Genomic DNA, 16,132 nt, shown 5'->3' on the forward strand with positions numbered 1-16,132 from the left:
AAACGCATTCTCTACGGATATTTGAATCAATGATGAATGACTACGCCGGGACATGAATGAGAATTTTTGTTGTTTTTCATTCACTCAACTTATGAATAAATGAGGTATTAGTGCCGTGAATTTTCACCTCACCGCAAAAAAATGCCACAATATTCCACTTTGCTGCAAAAAATAACGGATACCCATATTCCGGATGAATATGTGGGCGTGTTTCTGTGGCAGGCTGCTGCATTAGACAGAGCTTATAAACTTTCTACTTCGACTCACTGACGCAGAGATTCTATGACTCAGGTACCAACCTTTAATCGTTCGTTACTGCACCCCCGTTACTGGATCACCTGGATGGGTCTGGGACTGCTTTATGCGCTGGTATTACTGCCTTACCCGATCATTTACCGCATCGGTACCGGACTGGGTCGCTTCTCAATGCGCTTCCTGAAACATCGCTATAAAATCGCCCGACGCAATATCGAATTGTGTTTCCCGGACATGCATCCGGAACAGCGCGAAGACATGATAGTGAAAAACTTCGAATCCGTTGGCATGGGTTTGTTTGAAACTGGTATGGCGTGGTTCTGGCCAGACTGGCGCATCGAGCGCTGGTTCAAAGTCAGCGGTCTGGAACATATCCAGCATGCGCGTGATAACAAACAAGGCGTTCTGTTGATCGGTGTCCATTTCCTGACACTGGAACTGGGCGCACGTATCTTTGGTATCCATAACCCTGGCGTCGGGGTTTACCGCCCTCACGATAACAAGCTGATGGATTGGATCCAGACCAAAGGCCGTATGCGCTCGAACAAAGGCATGCTGGATCGCAAAGATCTCAAAGGGATGATCCGCAGCCTCAAGCAAGGCGACATCATCTGGTACGCGCCGGATCATGACTACGGCCCGCGCGCCAGCGTATTTGTGCCATTCTTTGCGGTTGATAAAGCCGCCACCACCACCGGGACATATCTGCTGGCACGCATGGGCAAACCGGCAATCATTCCCTTCACCCCGCGCCGGCTGCCGAAAGGGGAAGGTTATGAGATGATTATTCATCCTCAGGTCGCGGACTTCCCGCTCGATGATGAAGTCGTTGCCGCCGCGTACATGAACAAAGTGGTGGAAAACGAGATCTGTCAGGCACCGGAGCAATACATGTGGCTGCACCGTCGTTTTAAAACACGCCCTCAAGGTGAGCCTTCGCTCTATAAACCCCTGAGCGATTAATCCCCGAAACCGGTCCGGCAGCCGCTGGTCCGGTTTTTTGATTTGCTTCATCAGTTTTTTTCACAGACTTCTTCAAACTTATCAGATTTTATCCCAGGCTGTTTAGACCAATACTCTCTCCCTAATTTCTCCACGTGATTACTCCGCTAATTTTGGAGCCGCGTGACCGCTCGCCTCTGAAAAGGCATGTTACCTTTAAAAGGAACACATTATGTTGGCTAAACTGAACTCTGCTTTTACCCGTGCTGTTGATCATCAGAACTTTGGTAAGCTTTTGTTGCGTCTGACTTTTGGTATTTTAGTTTTATTCCACGGTGTGGCAAAAATGGAAAATGGCGTGGGCTGGATTGCACAAATGTTACAGGCTGATGGCCTGCCGGGCTTTATTGCTTATGGTGCATACATCGGTGAAGTGATTGCGCCGGTTCTGATTATTCTGGGCATCTTCACCCGCCCTGCCGCACTGGTTCTGGCATTCAATATCTTAGTGGCCGTTTTCCTGGTGGTTGGCGGCAAATTCTTCACCGTCACTGAAGTCGGTGCCTGGGGGCTGGAAGGTGAAGCCCTGTACTTCCTCGGGGGTCTGGCCATCATGTTCCTGGGCAGCGGCCGTTACTCTGTCATGAAGAATGAAGCCCTGCGCTAAGATCCGGTTTGAGTATTTTGACTTTCTTTATCTGTTTTTAATTCTGTGTCTGTCGCGGTCAGCCTTGCTGCTGACCGTTTTTTAGCTTTTATTTACCCTCTTTCATCCCGCCAGATTTTTTGAACCTGTATTTTACTTAGCTTGTTACAGTTCGTTAACATCATTGAAGTGAATGATATTTAGGCGCATAATTATTAAGCCAATTGATTGTTACTTATGCTCTGCCTTGTTTCTTTTTGTCATTCCAGAGCGAATCTGACCTCTTTCTTCGGTATTTTATGACTTCGGCTTCTGAACCTGAAATCGCCCCAGATCCCATTAACTGGAAACGTAATCTGTTTGTCGCCTGGATCGGTTGCTTCCTGACCGGTGCCGCGTTCAGTCTGATCATGCCCTTCCTGCCCCTTTACGTGGAAACCCTCGGCGTAACCGGTCACGAATCCCTGAATATGTGGTCGGGACTGGTGTTCAGTATCACCTTCCTGTTTTCCGCCATCGCATCGCCCTTCTGGGGCGGACTCGCCGACCGTAAAGGCCGAAAAATCATGCTGCTGCGTTCCGCACTCGGCATGGCTATCGTCATGGCGCTGATGGGCGTGGCGCAAAACATCTGGCAATTCCTGGTCCTGCGCGCATTGCTCGGTTTACTCGGTGGCTTTGTACCCAACGCCAATGCCCTGATCGCCACCCAGATCCCGCGTAACAAAAGCGGCTGGGCGCTGGGCACATTGTCAACCGGTGCGGTGAGCGGTGCACTGATCGGCCCTCTGGTCGGCGGCCTGCTGGCCGACAGCTACGGTTTACGTCCGGTATTCTTCATCACGGCGCTGGTGCTTTTCCTGTGTTTCCTGATGACGCTGTATTTCATCCGCGAGCAGTTTGTCCCGGTGAACAAAAAAGACATGCTGAATCGTAAGCAGGTCTTTGCTTCGCTCAAAAACCCTAAACTGGTGCTCTGCCTGTTTGTTACCACCCTGATTATTCAGGTGGCGACCGGTTCGATTGCACCGATCCTGACGCTTTACGTGCGGGAGCTGGCCGGTAATACGCAAAACCTGGCGTTTATCAGCGGCATGATTGCTTCGGTACCGGGCGTCGCCGCCCTGATGAGTGCGCCACGTTTAGGCAAACTCGGCGACCGGATAGGCCCCGAGCGGATCCTGGTGGCGATGATGGCGCTATCTGTGTTGCTGCTGATCCCGATGGCCTTTGTACAGACGCCCCTGCAATTGGGTATTTTGCGTTTTCTGCTGGGCGCTTGTGATGGCGCATTACTGCCTGCGGTTCAGACCCTGCTCATTTATAACTGCACTAACCAGGTCGCAGGACGGGTATTCAGCTACAACCAGTCGTTTCGTGATGTCGGCAATGTCACCGGTCCGCTGCTGGGTGCCGCGGTCTCAGCCAGTTACGGCTTCCGCACGGTATTTTTTGTGACGGCGATGGTGGTGTTATTCAACGCGGGATATTCGTACTGGTGTCTGCAACGCCGGCCCAAACAGGCCATGGCGGACTAAAACCTGACAGGCGTCGCAGGAAGAAGAATGATTCGATTTTCTGGCTTATAAGGACACTTGTGTTTATGCCGTCCAGTCCCGCAAGGCCAGTACCACACGATAACCGTCAATATCCTCGAAGGTTTTGCCGCATTCATCCCAGTAGGGATTAAACGACGGTACGGCACTAAAACCCGCCTGCAGCATCCGCTCGCACTGCATACTCCATTGCTGATTATCCGGAATATAGAACACCAGAAGGTTGTCCTGCGTAGGCGCACGCCCCACGGAGGAACCGTGATGATGGGTAAACTCGAGATGATAATGATGATGCGGATGCCCGACAAGCACGCCATCAAATCCCTGATGATCGCTAAAACTGCCGATTATTTCGAAACCCAGCCCCTCTGAATACATGCGGGCTAACTGCTCAAGATTATCCGTCGGGCGCGCCACCCGTAATACTGCCTGTCGTGAAACCATGTGAACTCCCGTTCTTTTAAAACGTCGCAACGTCGCCAGCAAGAAAACGAGAATAGCTGAAAAAAAGCGACGGATTGAGTCTGAAAACTTACATCCTGTCAGTTATCGACAACACTCACTTGCTGATCGTATCAAATCAATAGGGGCTCTATCAGCCCCAAATGTGTTATGCCGTACTTCGTTCGTTCCAGGCATCGGTATATTGAATATTGCCATCAACATACTTCCAGGTGATTTTCTCATAACGAAGTGCAACATTTTCCATATGGCCTGTGCCAGGACAGCCACGGGTATCGTGCATCATTGGAGTTACTGAAATGACCTTTACGGTTTCAAGCAAAATGTTGAAGTACTCGACTTCCTGCCCTGCATCGTTGATGCAATACCATTTGATTTCGGCAGAGTGTAACGTTTGACCTGTACCCACTGCCTTGTATAAGTAAGGACTTGATGAGTCGATTTCCTTATCAAACTGGAAAGGGGCATGTTGTCGAGTGCCTGTTAGCTTCCCTGTGTTGCTATCAGTTGGGATACTCAGGTTATGGTGAATCGATCTTAGTTCTATGCTTCCTTCACGATTCTTTACATCAGATGAACCACGGATATTTGCACCGCCATCGTCCTTAAGCCATAAGTGAACTGGTACAGCCATTGATTTAGCTCCTTGCTAATCGTACAACCATTTACCGGCTTTAGCCGACTCTATCAACATACCAATTGTAAAATCTGGAATGTCTACTATTTGTTTTTCAAATGGATTCCATGAAAAGGTTACTTCTGGATAATAGGTTTCAATTTTAAAACCTTCCCTCTTAACCTGAAACTTTGAAAAGTACTCTTCCATTAACTCTTCAACATCATCTTGATCTAATTTCACATCAAAATGAATATTTGATTCTTCAGTGTATGTATCATATTTTTTACGTCTAAACATATAAACGCCACTGCGGCGAGTCACAAGATCAATGACTTGTTTAGCTATATCATCAGTTACCATATTTTATCATCGCCTCTGGCTATCATATTATAGTCACGGATTGAGCGATAAACGATTTGGGAAACATCAGAGATTAGAATCAACTCACCGATCAGGGGAATAGTACGACCAATAAATGTACTGATTTGTGACACCATTCTTCTTTTTACTGTCCAAGGTGTATAGCCGCCAATCCACGTCGGTAACTGTATCCCGAATGGGAATTTGGCCTGCTTGAATACTGCCCTAACTTTTTGTGAAGCTCTCGATGTCCCTTTAAGAGCTGTTCTGGGTTTGCCTCGTGTTGTCTGGTTGTTCACGCCGCTGTATAACGCAACTAACGCACCAAAATCACCGAAGCCAAATTGATCAGCGGTGTTCTCACAAAAGATCATGAACAGTAGCCCACCAGCAGTTAAATTTGACTTACCCGCATAAAAGTAAGTTCCATTTAGTTCTTCAACCGTATCCATACCTTCCCCTTTTACGTGACGTCTAAAGAGTATACAACTGACTAAAATTATTAAACATTAAAAAGAGTGTGCGAAATATCTGAATTTACCTTCCTTCGTGATTTAGATCATTCAACGCGGTCTTCGTCTAATCATATAATTTCTAATATTCTGTTATGATGAACTATATTGTTACCCTTCTGCATTCATTAATGATTTGATGTTATCAATACTGTCTTGTAGTTCTTTTAGTTGAGCATCAGATTTATCCTGATTTCCATATGCGTCTACAAACGCCGTGAGGCTGTTTAAATCTTTCTGTAGTGCTACGAGGTCTGTTACTAATAGATCGTCTGTAACCCTTTCTACGTAGCTTGTATTAGCCATTAGGTAATCAGTGTGTAATTCTGCTTTTGTTTTTTCTGCCATTTTATTTCCTTATAAGTTTTTATAAAATTCTCCGGTAGCACGTAGTCCATACTTTTTATCCAAATGTGTGTAACTTGCCGTGGTTCCCTTCTGTTCTTTGTATTTAGTCATATAGTCCCTGATTACCTCCCTGAGTTCATTACCTATCGTGGGACTATCACTAAGTGGGGATTTCTTGATAGTGTTATAAAGTCCGTTTGACTTCCCGTAAGGGACTGGCAAAAAACGCAAGTATGATCTTATTATTGGTTTTACATAGACTAACGACCAAAGGGAGTTAGGCTATATAAGACTGGAAATATGTAAATAATTTAATTAAGAGAATTATTTTTGTTAGTCAAGTTAGTTTTTAATGTACATAGTTCTCACAATGGCATTAACACAGCAGATATAGAGGTATAATACGGCCTTCAGCCCTATACACAGTACAATAATTAAGCGCTAAAAACGCCCCATTGTGAGCACATAACGGCTATTGTGAGAATGATTAGTTCTCATAATAAAGTACAATAATGAGAATGAAATCATTACTTTCATTCTCAGATTCGGCAATCATTGCCTCTAAACGCTTTATCATTTTTTGTGCGGATAATCCTGCATCTTGTCCATTTCATAGTGCTGTACTGGTGATAGGTAGTACATTCCCTCTTCTTTCTTTTTGGAAACGCCGAAGCTCCCCCTTAGTGAAATTGTGTCCCTTATAGGCAGACTTCCCTAAATCACTTTCCAGCAATTCGTAGTCATTTGGATCAAGCTCATAACCTAAGCCAGCAGGCAGGGACGCTTCAGAAAGAAAATCCATTACAGTGTTAATCTGACGCTCAATCCCATAACCCGCTTGCTGCTGCAAGCTACTGATACGAGTGTATAAATAAGACTTAATTTTTTTATCGCCATTTTTTTTACCCTCGGCAAACTTGGTCTATCCTTCACTAATCATCCAAAATGATTACAGGAGAAAGTATGTCATTATACGCGACGCTGGAAGAAGCTATTGATGCCGCCCGCGAAGAATTCCTTGAAGCCGCGCAGGATCGGATCCATGACGACGAAGAGCCAATTCCGGACCAGTTTAATCTGCAGAAATACATCATGCAGGATGGCGACGTGATGTGGCAGGCAGAATTCCTCAACGGTGAAGGGGATTCCATCGAGGCCCTGACGTTCCGCAGCGGGGCGGCGGCGCAGGCCATCTTTGATGAGGATTATGATCTGATTGAGCTTGAAGAAGAGTGGCAGGAAGAAGCCACGCTGTATGAATGGGATGAAGGTGAGTACCAGCATGAACCCCCGCTGGATACTGAAGAAGGTAAAGCGGCAGTTGAAGAATGGGACGATGAAGACGAATATCCGGGTCGTGATATCGACTAAGTTATTCTATTCATAAGGCCCGTGGCGGGCGTCAACCGGCAGCATGAAAGTGTCGACAATCATCGACAGCGGGACATCGATGACAGTGACATAACGCCACGGGCTGTCCCGTAAATCCCACTGCACACCGGGATAATACTGGTTGCCATGCCCTTGTCCCGGCACGGTCCGGCTGATAATACTGCCACAGCCGGTCAGTAGCGTCGCCAGTAAAGCCAGCACACATCCGCGAAAAACAACCCGATTAATCACTCACCCAACCTGTCGATTCAATTCAAAAGAAGCCCATTCAGGAGCGCTGACAGCTTATCACGCACAGCGTCTGCCTTATGTTAAGGCAAGGTAAAAATCCTGCGCTACCGGCTAAAGAGTAACCCGCTTTCATCACAAAGAAAACGGGCAGCATGTTTTCACATACTGCCCGTTTTTTATTCACTCAATGTCATGATCAGGCGGATTTAACTTCCAGCGTCTGAGTGACAGGGAATGCCTGTACATTGCGAGGTAGTTTCTCGTAGTAATCACTCCAGACCTGCTGATCCGGTTGCGTCCACACCGCAGAGTGTAAACGCGCCATCAGCACCGGATCACTCAGCAGGATCAGACGATCCGCCTTGCCCAGATCCTTAGGACCGGTTTTCAGCGCATGCTCCAGATGAGCACGACGGCCGTTTTCTACCGTTTCACGCAACAGGTGACGGGATGTTGCCATCGCCGTGGCCAGTGCGTTGAAGCCCGGATCGAAGACCGCATGCATAAAGCCATTTTGCAGCTTACGCGAACGGTTCAGCGTCAGGTATTCCTCGGTAGCCACCAGTTCACGTGGAGGATCGTATTCTTCCGGGATCAGGAACAGTTTGGCCTTCTTACTCTTAATCCCCAGCGTTGCACGGCTCGACAGTACGGAGACGATTGGCGACAGGATCAGGGAGAAGACGATTGGCGCAAGCCACCACAGGAAACGCAAGTCCAGCCACGCCATACCGGCAGCCCAGACCGCACCCAGCAACAGCTGAGAACCGTGACGTTTAAAGGCTTCGCCCCACGGCGTATCATCATCATCACGCTGCGGTGAGTTCCAGACCACTTCCCACCCCAGAAACGCGCTGACCACGAAGACGGTGTGGAACAACATACGCACCGGTGCCAGCAATACTGAGAACAGCATTTCGAGGAACATGGAAATCAGCAGACGGAATGCACCACCAAACTGTTTCGCTCCCTTCGCCCAGATGAGCACAATACTCAGCAGTTTTGGCAGGAACAGCAACACCATGGTCGTCGAGAACAAGGCTATCGCCAGTTCAGGACGCCACTGCGGCCACACCGGGAACAACTGACGGGGTTGCAGGAAATACTGTGGCTCCATCAGCGTGTGCACGACCTGCAATGCGGTAGACAAGGCCAGGAAGGTAAACCACAACGGTGCCGACAGGTAAGACATCACACCGGTCAGGAACACCGCACGGTGAACCGGGTGCATTCCTTTCACCAGGAACAGGCGGAAGTTCATCAGGTTACCGTGGCACCAGCGACGGTCACGTTTCAGCTCGTCGAGCAGGTTCGGTGGCAACTCTTCATAACTGCCCGGCAGATCATAAGCAATCCACACGCCCCAGCCCGCACGACGCATCAGCGCAGCTTCCACAAAGTCGTGAGACATGATGGAACCGGCAAAGGAACCTTCACCGGGCAATGGCGCAAGCGCACAGTGCTCAATAAACGGTTTCACACGGATAATGGCGTTATGGCCCCAGTAATGGGATTCGCCCAACTGCCAGAAATGCAGACCGGCGGTAAACAGCGGGCCGTAAACACGGGTCGCAAATTGCTGGCAACGTGCATACAGCGTATCCATACCTGACGCTTTTGGCGCAGACTGAATAATACCGGCATTCGGGTTGGCATCCATCAGACGGGCCAGACCGGTCAGACATTCACCACTCATGACGCTGTCGGCATCGAGAATAACCATATAGGCATATTCCCCGCCCCAGCGACGGCACCAGTCATCAATGTTACCGCTTTTACGTTTCACACGACGGCGGCGGCGGCGATAGAAAATACGTCCATGACCTTCAACGTCGCGGCACACTTCCATCCAGGCTTTTTGTTCCGCTACGCAGATATCCGGATCGTAACTGTCACTCAGCACGTAGATATCAAACTGATCCAAATCTCCCGTCGCTTTGACTGATTCATACGTTGCACGCAGGCCCGCGAAAACGCGCTCCACGTCTTCGTTACAAATCGGCATGATCAATGCGGTACGGTTGTTCGGATTCAGCGGCTCATTACCTTTCGTCGAAGCGGTAATGCTGTATTTGTCCCGACCAATGAGCAATTGTAAAAAGCCCATCAGTGCCGTCCAGAAACCGGCCGACACCCAACAGAACAGAATGGCGAACAGCACCAGGATCCCGGTCTGTAAGACGTAAGGCAGCAATTGCAGAACCGACTGTTGCCAGTCCTGGTTCAACATATCGCTGGGATCGATGAGCGCCCAACCCTGATACGGCAGAATGGTTTTCATATACCAGGTGGCGATCGCCGTCTGCACCAGCATCAGAACCAGCAGGATATAACGACGCACAGAACCGGCATGACGCCAGCGTTTTTCCGACTCGGGCATTTCTGATGTGGCGTGACGCGAAACTGCGCTGCGCCCCATCAGGTTGTCCCAGAAACGCCCGACCGGGTTGGTGCGCCAGACATCAGGGAACATGCTGGAACGTTTAACCGGTGGCATGGCGCTGGCAATCGTGCGCCCTTCATTATCGACTTCGTCTAACGTGCCCTTTTCAAGGGCATCAGGCCAGCTTGCGCCGACGCGGGCTTTCACTGACACCAAGGGCGCATCAGGATTGGCCGCATCAACCGTGGTCGTCACATCACCGCCTAAGCGGTGATGTACGGTAGCAAAAGCCTGCTCCGGCTCAGCGGGAAGCTGCTGAGAGAGCGCCGCTTTCTGTTCATCAGTAAGCGGCAAAGCTTCTACATAATCTTGAGTAGAGTGCGTTGACTTATTCATTTGCAGGCAGCTGATAGCTCCAGGTTTCACTCAGAGTTTTATCGCCATTGGCCAGAGAAGCGCGCATTTCGATCGCCTTCTTAGGATCCTTCACTTTCAGGCGCAGCGTCAGACGCCAGCCTTTCGTTACAGGATTATAGCGTACGGAGTTTTCAACCAGATCACCGTTGTCGCCCACGCTGACCTGAGATACCACCGGCGTGTCGCTCTTCAGTGCTTTCAGGTTTGGACCGACGAAGTCGACCAGGAAAGCCACGCTGCCATCTGGTTCACGGATCAGATTCGACTGTTTCACATCACCAGTAGAGCGCATGGTACGTTCAACCCACGCCAGATCAGGAGAGTGCAATTTCTCTTCTTCACGGGTGAAATGTAAACGATAGTTCAGGCTCAGCGGTTTACCCGCATCAGGCAGTTGATCAGGGGTCCAGAATGCCACAACATTGTCGTTGGTTTCATCCGCAGTCGGGATTTCTACCAGCTCAACTTTTCCTTTACCCCAGTCGCCTTTGGTCTCAACCCAGCCGCTCGGACGCAGGTCATAACGATCATCCAGGTCTTCAAAGTTAGAGAAACTGCGACCACGTTGCAGCAGACCGAAGCCTTTCGGGTTCTCCATAGAGAACTGGCTGACGGCAAGGTGTTTCGGATTATTCAGCGGACGCCAGATCCATTCACCGTTACCGGCGTGGATAGACAGACCGTTGGAATCATGCAGCGCCGGACGGTAGTTCAGCACCGGCGAAGGCTGGTTTGCGCCAAACAGGAACATGCTGGTTAAAGGAGCCACGCCCAGTTTGCCGACTTTATCGCGCAGATAAACCTGAGACTGCACGTCAACCGTTGCTTCTTTACCCGGATAAACGTCCAGACGATAAGCACCGGTCGCACGCGGGGAATCCAGCAAAGCATAAATGACTAAATGCTTTTCATCCGGATTAGGACGTTCGATCCAGAATTCACGAAAACGTGGAAACTCTTCGCCGGAAGCCAGTGCAGTGTCGATCGCCAGACCACGGGCAGACAAGCCATAAACCTGGCCTTTACCGATGACGCGGAAGTAGCTGGCACCCAGCACACTCATAATTTCATCATCTTTGTCGGCTTTATTAATGGGATAAAGCACTTTGAAGCCGGCAAAGCCGAGATTTTTCACTGAGTCAGCGTCATGCTTGACGTTGCCAAAGTTGAAGTAGTCCGGGCTGTATTTGATTTCTTTGACTGAATCAGCCGTCACTTCGTTGATTTTCACCGGAGTGTCGAAGTACATCCCCTGATGGTAAAACTCAAGCTTGAAAGGCGTATTCAGGTTTTTCCAGTACGCTTTGTCATGATTGAATTGAATTTGTTGGTAATCTGCGAATTTGAGATCGCGGAACTGAGACGGAAGATTGCTTTTCGGCGCTTCGTAACCTTTATCGGCTAACGCCTTCGCTTGTTTGGCAACATCATCTATAGAAAAAGCCCAGGCAGATGAGGTGAACATGGTCATCAACACTGCGGCACTTAGCAAACGGACTTTGATCATACGTGACCCTATGGAAAAATTTTTATCCGACACCTTGTCTCCTTTATGCGCGCTTCATTCATTGTAACTATTTTAAGGGAAGTGTCAGGTTTCCGACAACTTGAGCAGTCGATGGTTCATCCATTGATGAACCGTTTAAGCGCAACAGGGTACAAGGATATCAATTCGTTGAAACTCCGGCTATGGAAACTTGTCCTATAACAAAGCATGTTTTAAGGTTAGAAACTAAACTAATGTCAACGATGGTCATTTTTGCTTACGTGCGAAATTAGCCTTAAAGACAAATTACGCTCTAAAATTAGGATGAGCTACTTACAACGGATACGTAATGACACAGCCAAAACCACAACGTGAGTTTTTCTTAGACTCCATCCGCGCATATTTGATGCTGCTGGGTATTCCTTTCCATATATCATTGATTTACTCCAGCCATATCTGGGCGGTAAACAGTGCAATACCCTCTGACGGCCTGACGATATTCAATGATGTTATCCATGCCTTCCGTATGCAGGTATTCTTTGTTATCTCCGGCTATTTCTCTTATATGCTGTATGAGCGCTATGACCCGCAGCAGTGGCTGAAGGTGCGCCTGGAGCGGGTCGCCATTCCGCTGGCGGCAGCCTTCCCGCTGATCACGATCCCACAACTCTATTTCCTGATGAAATTCACCAGCAAATTTTCTGACTGGAATAATCTGGATTTTTATCAAAAAATTAACGTTACCGTCTGGGAACTGGTCTCGCATTTATGGTTCCTGTTAACCCTGGTCATTCTCACCAGCATTTGCTTTTACCTTTTCAAATTTATTAAAGAAATTAAGACTAGTCGTATTCAAATAATAAAAAGCCGGACAAACAGCTTAGGAAAACTCTCAATTATATTTCTTTTTATCGGTTTAATTTACGCGGCATTTAACAGAAGCCTGTATCTTTTCGCACCGAATTTACTTTCCAATGGTGCGTTTAATTTCATCGTCATGCAGACGTTGTTTTATCTGCCGTTTTTCATCCTGGGCGCACTTGCTTATAAATTCTCCTGGCTGAAAGAACTGTTTCTGAAACCGTCGGCCACCGCCGGGGTAGTCAGCATTTTCCTGTTCGCCGCTTACATGTTCAATCAACATGTCAATACACCACAACTGTACTCGATGGAAATCGATGCCATTATCACCACCCTGCTCGGGTTCCTGATGGTCAATGTGGTGTTTTCATTCAGCCATTATTTACTGAATTTCCAGGCACCGTGGATCACCTATCTGGTCAACTCGTCCTTGTTTATCTATCTGATCCATCACCCTTTAACGCTGATTTATGGTGCGTTTATTACACCGAAAATTCACAGCGACTGGCTGGGATTCTGGCTGGGGCTGGTGTTTGTATTCGGTATCGCCTTTTTGCTGTATGAAGTGCATAAACGCATCCCGATCCTGCGGTTCCTGTTCTCAGGCAAACCACAGCATCCGGCGAAAAAAGCGCCTTCAGATGCCAATCAGCCACAAAATCAGACATCCTGAACCTGATTAAGCACGCATAAAAAAGGCGACCCGGCATCAACAGGGTCGCCTTTTTGTTGCAAAATGCGTCGGTCAGCGTGTCGTTGTGTGGATCGTAGGGATCACTGACATGCCGACTTTCAGACGTTTCACATCCGGCTGATTGCTGTCGAGCACGATTTTAACCGCCAGACGCTGCACCACTTTGGTGTAATTGCCGGTGGCATTGTCAGGAGAGATCGGCGAAAACGTCACGCCGGTGGCAGGCGAAATACTGTCCACCTTGCCTTTCAGTACCACTCCCGGCAAGGCATCGACTTTGATATCCACCGGCTGCTGCGGCTGCACATCGCCCAGCTGGGTTTCCAGATAATTCGCCACGATGTAAGCACTTTTCAACGGCACGACAACCAGAACGCGCGTGCCGGCGGCCACATATCCGCCAATACGCAGCGAACGCTGGCCGACGACGCCATCCACCGGCGCTGTAATTTCGGTATAAGAAAGATTCAGCTTCGCCTGCGCCAGTGCCGTTGCAGCTGAATCGATGGCCGCTTTCGCTTCTGCCTGTTCCGCTTTCAGTACATCAATCTGCTTTTCAGCGCCCAGAGCCGCAGCCATATCACTCTGCTGCGCAGCCAGTCTGGAACGTAAATTGGCATCAGACTCATCACGGGCATCGGCCGTGCCGGAGCCATTTTGCAGCAGGCGTTTATAACGGTCAGCACTCTGACGCGCATAAGCAATACTGGCTGCGTCGGCATTAACCAGCGCCTGTGCCTGCAAGATAGTCTGTTGTTGTTTCGCCAGTTGCGCGGTCAGGCTGAGCATCTGTGCATTCGCGGTTTCCAGATTGGCTTCTGCCGTCAGTACCGCATTGCGATAATCACGATCGTCGATTCGGGCAAGCACATCACCGGCCTTCACCGTCTGGTTATCCTGGACATAAACATCGGCAATGGTGCCGGAAATTCGCGGCGCGACCAGCGTGGAGTCAGCAGAAACAAAGGCATCATCAGTGACCGGTTGCGTGTTTCCGCTAAGTATCCGCAAGGCGATGACAACCAGCAATATCACTACCACAGCAGCACACAGCCAGCTCAGGCGGACAGGTGAGGTTTTTATCATAATGTTGTTCTCTCGTACTTTTCAGAGTGGAATACCACTGTTAATGGTGATGCGATATTCAGGGACGTTTAACCAGGGACTGAGGCGGATAGGTGCGTTTAGGCAAAATGGCGACCAGCAATATCAGGGAGAATGCCAGCCCGATGATCACCATGTAGGCGTCCGATATTCCCAGCACCAGCGCCTGCTGTCTCACCCCTTTAGAAAACCGGGTGAGGACTTCTGTCGAAATCTCCGTGCCACTGCCGTTCAGCGGGGCCAGGAAGCTGCTGTCGCCGCCATAAGGCTGGGAGAGCAGGTAACTCACGCTACCGGCGTGATTGAGCAAAACATTGGAATGAAATTGCTCGCGGTGGCTGACAAAAACGGCCAGCAGAGAACCGCCCGTCACGCTGCCCAGCCCGCGGGTCGTATTAAACATCGCCGAGGCAAAAGGCCCTTCCTGTGGCTGTACCACACTGGTCGCGCTCATCAGGATCGGCAATACCGCCATCGGTTGCCCGAAAGCCTGCATAACCTGAATCAGATAGAAATTGTCGCGCGCCCAGGTGCCGGTAAGTTGCGTTCCCCAATAACAGGAAAAACCCACCAGCCCTAAACCACAGGCCAGCACCCAGCGGCTGTCAATCCAGCGCATGGTCAGCACAAAAGCGATAAGCGGGGCGAGTAATAACTGCGGTAAACCGATAGTCAGCGCCAGCGGTCCGACCTGTACGGCACGAAATCCTCCGACCTGCTCCATATAACTGGCTGGCAAAGCAGAACCGGATAAGAAGAGAAACATCAGGGCGAACAGCGTGATTAACCCGTGCGCCAGATTATGTCTTCTCAGCATTTGTAATTTGAACAAGGGCAACGGGTGATGCCATTCGTTGACCAGGAAAACAGTCAGTAAGCCAAGCGCCGTGAAAAACATCAGCGTAATCAGCGGGGAACTGAACCAGTCGAGGCGTTCCCCCTGCTGCAAGGCCAGCAGCAGTAAAGTTACCCCGCTCGTGCCGGTCAGCATGCCGACGACATCCATTTGCCGGAAACGCTCAAAACGCGGCGGATCCTGCGGCAGCCCGTGGGCGATCATCACTACCGCCAGCAGACAGGGTGGGATCACCTGCCAGAACACCCACTCCCAGCCAACATAATCGGTCCAGATGGCCGCCAGTGAAGTCGCCATATTGGGCCCAAACGTGGCCGTCAGCGCATAAGCACTCAGTCCGTATAACTTGTATTGCGGCGGCATAAAACGCAGGGCTGACGTCATCAGTAACGGTGGCAAAGCGCCACCAAAAATGCCCTGGACTGCACGCAGTGCAATGAATACCGGCAAATTCGGGGCATAGGGCAAAATGGCGGCGAGGAGCACAAAACTCAGCGTCACAAACACGGTGAAACGACGCAGTGAAAAGGTCATGGCAAACCACGGTGCCAGCATCATTGCTGAAACTTCCGCAGCCTGATACGCACCAATCAGCCATGAGCCCTCGTCTGTGCTGATGCTAAGCGCGCCACGAACATCGGCAAGCGCAATATCGGTAACACGGTCGTTAAGGCCCGAACACAATGAGGCGATTAAGACCCCCAATAGCCCGATAACCAGCCTTAAAGTAAAAGGGGGCGGCACGGGCAGCGCAGCAGCGGGCCCCATCGTGATTGTCTGATTCATCATTAACTCCACCGCTTTATCGTTGCGGCGATAGGGAGAAGGCAGGCTTTGTGTCGCAGAAGTGCAAATAAGCGACCGGCGTCACATATATTTCGATGCATTGCACCACATTGCGATACACTCAAAATACTATAATACGGTGCACTGTATTGCAATGCGATTAAAAATTGTTTTTCACCCATTGAGCCATTACATTGACCACTCAGGCTTATGGACAGGATC

The 16,132-nt window shown here is 49.5% G+C and carries 15 protein-coding genes; 5 read left to right on the top strand and 10 right to left on the bottom strand.

Annotated features, from left to right (window positions below; translation table 11 throughout):
• Positions 1–282 precede the first annotated feature (282 nt).
• From RAHAQ2_RS14490 to mdtG, 3 genes are all read left to right on the top strand, one after another.
• Positions 283–1,218 carry a Kdo(2)-lipid IV(A) acyltransferase gene (locus tag RAHAQ2_RS14490; protein ID WP_015697952.1) on the top strand — a complete coding sequence of 312 codons (936 nt, stop codon included), beginning with the start codon at positions 283–285 and terminating at the stop codon, positions 1,216–1,218.
• A gap of 211 nt (positions 1,219–1,429) precedes the next feature.
• Positions 1,430–1,864: a DoxX family protein gene (locus RAHAQ2_RS14495; RefSeq protein WP_015697953.1), complete on the top strand. Its 435-nt coding sequence runs from the start codon at positions 1,430–1,432 to the stop codon at positions 1,862–1,864.
• Positions 1,865–2,142: 278 nt separating this feature from the next.
• Positions 2,143–3,381 carry a multidrug efflux MFS transporter MdtG gene (mdtG, locus tag RAHAQ2_RS14500; RefSeq protein WP_015697954.1) on the top strand — a complete coding sequence of 413 codons (1,239 nt, stop codon included), beginning with the start codon at positions 2,143–2,145 and terminating at the stop codon, positions 3,379–3,381.
• A 63-nt stretch (positions 3,382–3,444) separates the two neighbouring features.
• Here the strand turns inward: mdtG and RAHAQ2_RS14505 are convergent, their stop codons facing one another.
• The 5 genes from RAHAQ2_RS14505 to RAHAQ2_RS14525 form a co-directional block, all read right to left on the bottom strand.
• Entirely contained in the window at positions 3,445–3,843 is a 399-nt protein-coding gene (locus tag RAHAQ2_RS14505; RefSeq protein WP_015697955.1) for a VOC family protein, read from the bottom strand.
• A gap of 166 nt (positions 3,844–4,009) precedes the next feature.
• Positions 4,010–4,495 (bottom strand): Hcp family type VI secretion system effector, encoded by a 486-nt coding sequence (locus RAHAQ2_RS14510; RefSeq protein ID WP_015697956.1) that lies wholly within the window; start codon positions 4,493–4,495, stop codon positions 4,010–4,012.
• Between the two features lie 15 nt (positions 4,496–4,510).
• On the bottom strand, positions 4,511–4,840 hold the full coding sequence (locus RAHAQ2_RS14515) for a DUF1493 family protein (protein ID WP_015697957.1): 330 nt from the start codon (positions 4,838–4,840) through the stop codon (positions 4,511–4,513).
• Positions 4,834–5,292, bottom strand: coding sequence for an STM2901 family protein (locus RAHAQ2_RS14520; protein ID WP_015697958.1), 459 nt, complete (start codon positions 5,290–5,292; stop codon positions 4,834–4,836). Before RAHAQ2_RS14520 ends, RAHAQ2_RS14515 begins: the two co-directional genes overlap by 7 nt.
• A gap of 171 nt (positions 5,293–5,463) precedes the next feature.
• Positions 5,464–5,700, bottom strand: coding sequence for a hypothetical protein (locus RAHAQ2_RS14525; protein ID WP_015697959.1), 237 nt, complete (start codon positions 5,698–5,700; stop codon positions 5,464–5,466).
• A 963-nt stretch (positions 5,701–6,663) separates the two neighbouring features.
• Here RAHAQ2_RS14525 and RAHAQ2_RS14530 point away from each other — a divergent pair.
• The gene (locus RAHAQ2_RS14530; protein WP_015697960.1) at positions 6,664–7,071 is read left to right on the top strand and encodes a MysB family protein; all 408 of its coding nucleotides are present in this window, start codon (positions 6,664–6,666) and stop codon (positions 7,069–7,071) included.
• A 6-nt stretch (positions 7,072–7,077) separates the two neighbouring features.
• Here RAHAQ2_RS14530 and RAHAQ2_RS14535 read toward each other — a convergent pair whose 3' ends face one another.
• The 3 genes from RAHAQ2_RS14535 to RAHAQ2_RS14545 all read right to left on the bottom strand — a co-directional run bounded on the left by RAHAQ2_RS14535 (position 7,078) and on the right by RAHAQ2_RS14545 (position 11,630).
• Positions 7,078–7,323: a YceK/YidQ family lipoprotein gene (locus RAHAQ2_RS14535; RefSeq protein ID WP_015697961.1), complete on the bottom strand. Its 246-nt coding sequence runs from the start codon at positions 7,321–7,323 to the stop codon at positions 7,078–7,080.
• Between the two features lie 196 nt (positions 7,324–7,519).
• Positions 7,520–10,102: a glucans biosynthesis glucosyltransferase MdoH gene (mdoH, locus tag RAHAQ2_RS14540; RefSeq protein ID WP_015697962.1), complete on the bottom strand. Its 2,583-nt coding sequence runs from the start codon at positions 10,100–10,102 to the stop codon at positions 7,520–7,522.
• On the bottom strand, positions 10,095–11,630 hold the full coding sequence (locus RAHAQ2_RS14545) for a glucan biosynthesis protein G (protein WP_015697963.1): 1,536 nt from the start codon (positions 11,628–11,630) through the stop codon (positions 10,095–10,097). Before RAHAQ2_RS14545 ends, mdoH begins: the two co-directional genes overlap by 8 nt.
• Before the next feature lie 328 nt (positions 11,631–11,958).
• Here RAHAQ2_RS14545 and mdoC point away from each other — a divergent pair, with 328 nt between their 5' ends.
• Positions 11,959–13,143 (top strand): glucans biosynthesis protein MdoC, encoded by a 1,185-nt coding sequence (gene mdoC, locus RAHAQ2_RS14550; RefSeq protein ID WP_015697964.1) that lies wholly within the window; start codon positions 11,959–11,961, stop codon positions 13,141–13,143.
• 72 nt (positions 13,144–13,215) lie between these two features.
• Here mdoC and RAHAQ2_RS14555 read toward each other — a convergent pair whose 3' ends face one another.
• Both RAHAQ2_RS14555 and RAHAQ2_RS14560 read right to left on the bottom strand, forming a co-directional pair.
• The gene (locus RAHAQ2_RS14555) at positions 13,216–14,250 is read right to left on the bottom strand and encodes an HlyD family secretion protein (RefSeq protein ID WP_015697965.1); all 1,035 of its coding nucleotides are present in this window, start codon (positions 14,248–14,250) and stop codon (positions 13,216–13,218) included.
• 58 nt (positions 14,251–14,308) lie between these two features.
• Positions 14,309–15,910, bottom strand: coding sequence for an MFS transporter (locus RAHAQ2_RS14560; protein WP_015697966.1), 1,602 nt, complete (start codon positions 15,908–15,910; stop codon positions 14,309–14,311).
• Between the last annotated feature and the right edge of the window lie 222 nt (positions 15,911–16,132).

The organism is Rahnella aquatilis CIP 78.65 = ATCC 33071, assembly GCF_000241955.1.
GTDB lineage: Bacteria > Pseudomonadota > Gammaproteobacteria > Enterobacterales > Enterobacteriaceae > Rahnella > Rahnella aquatilis.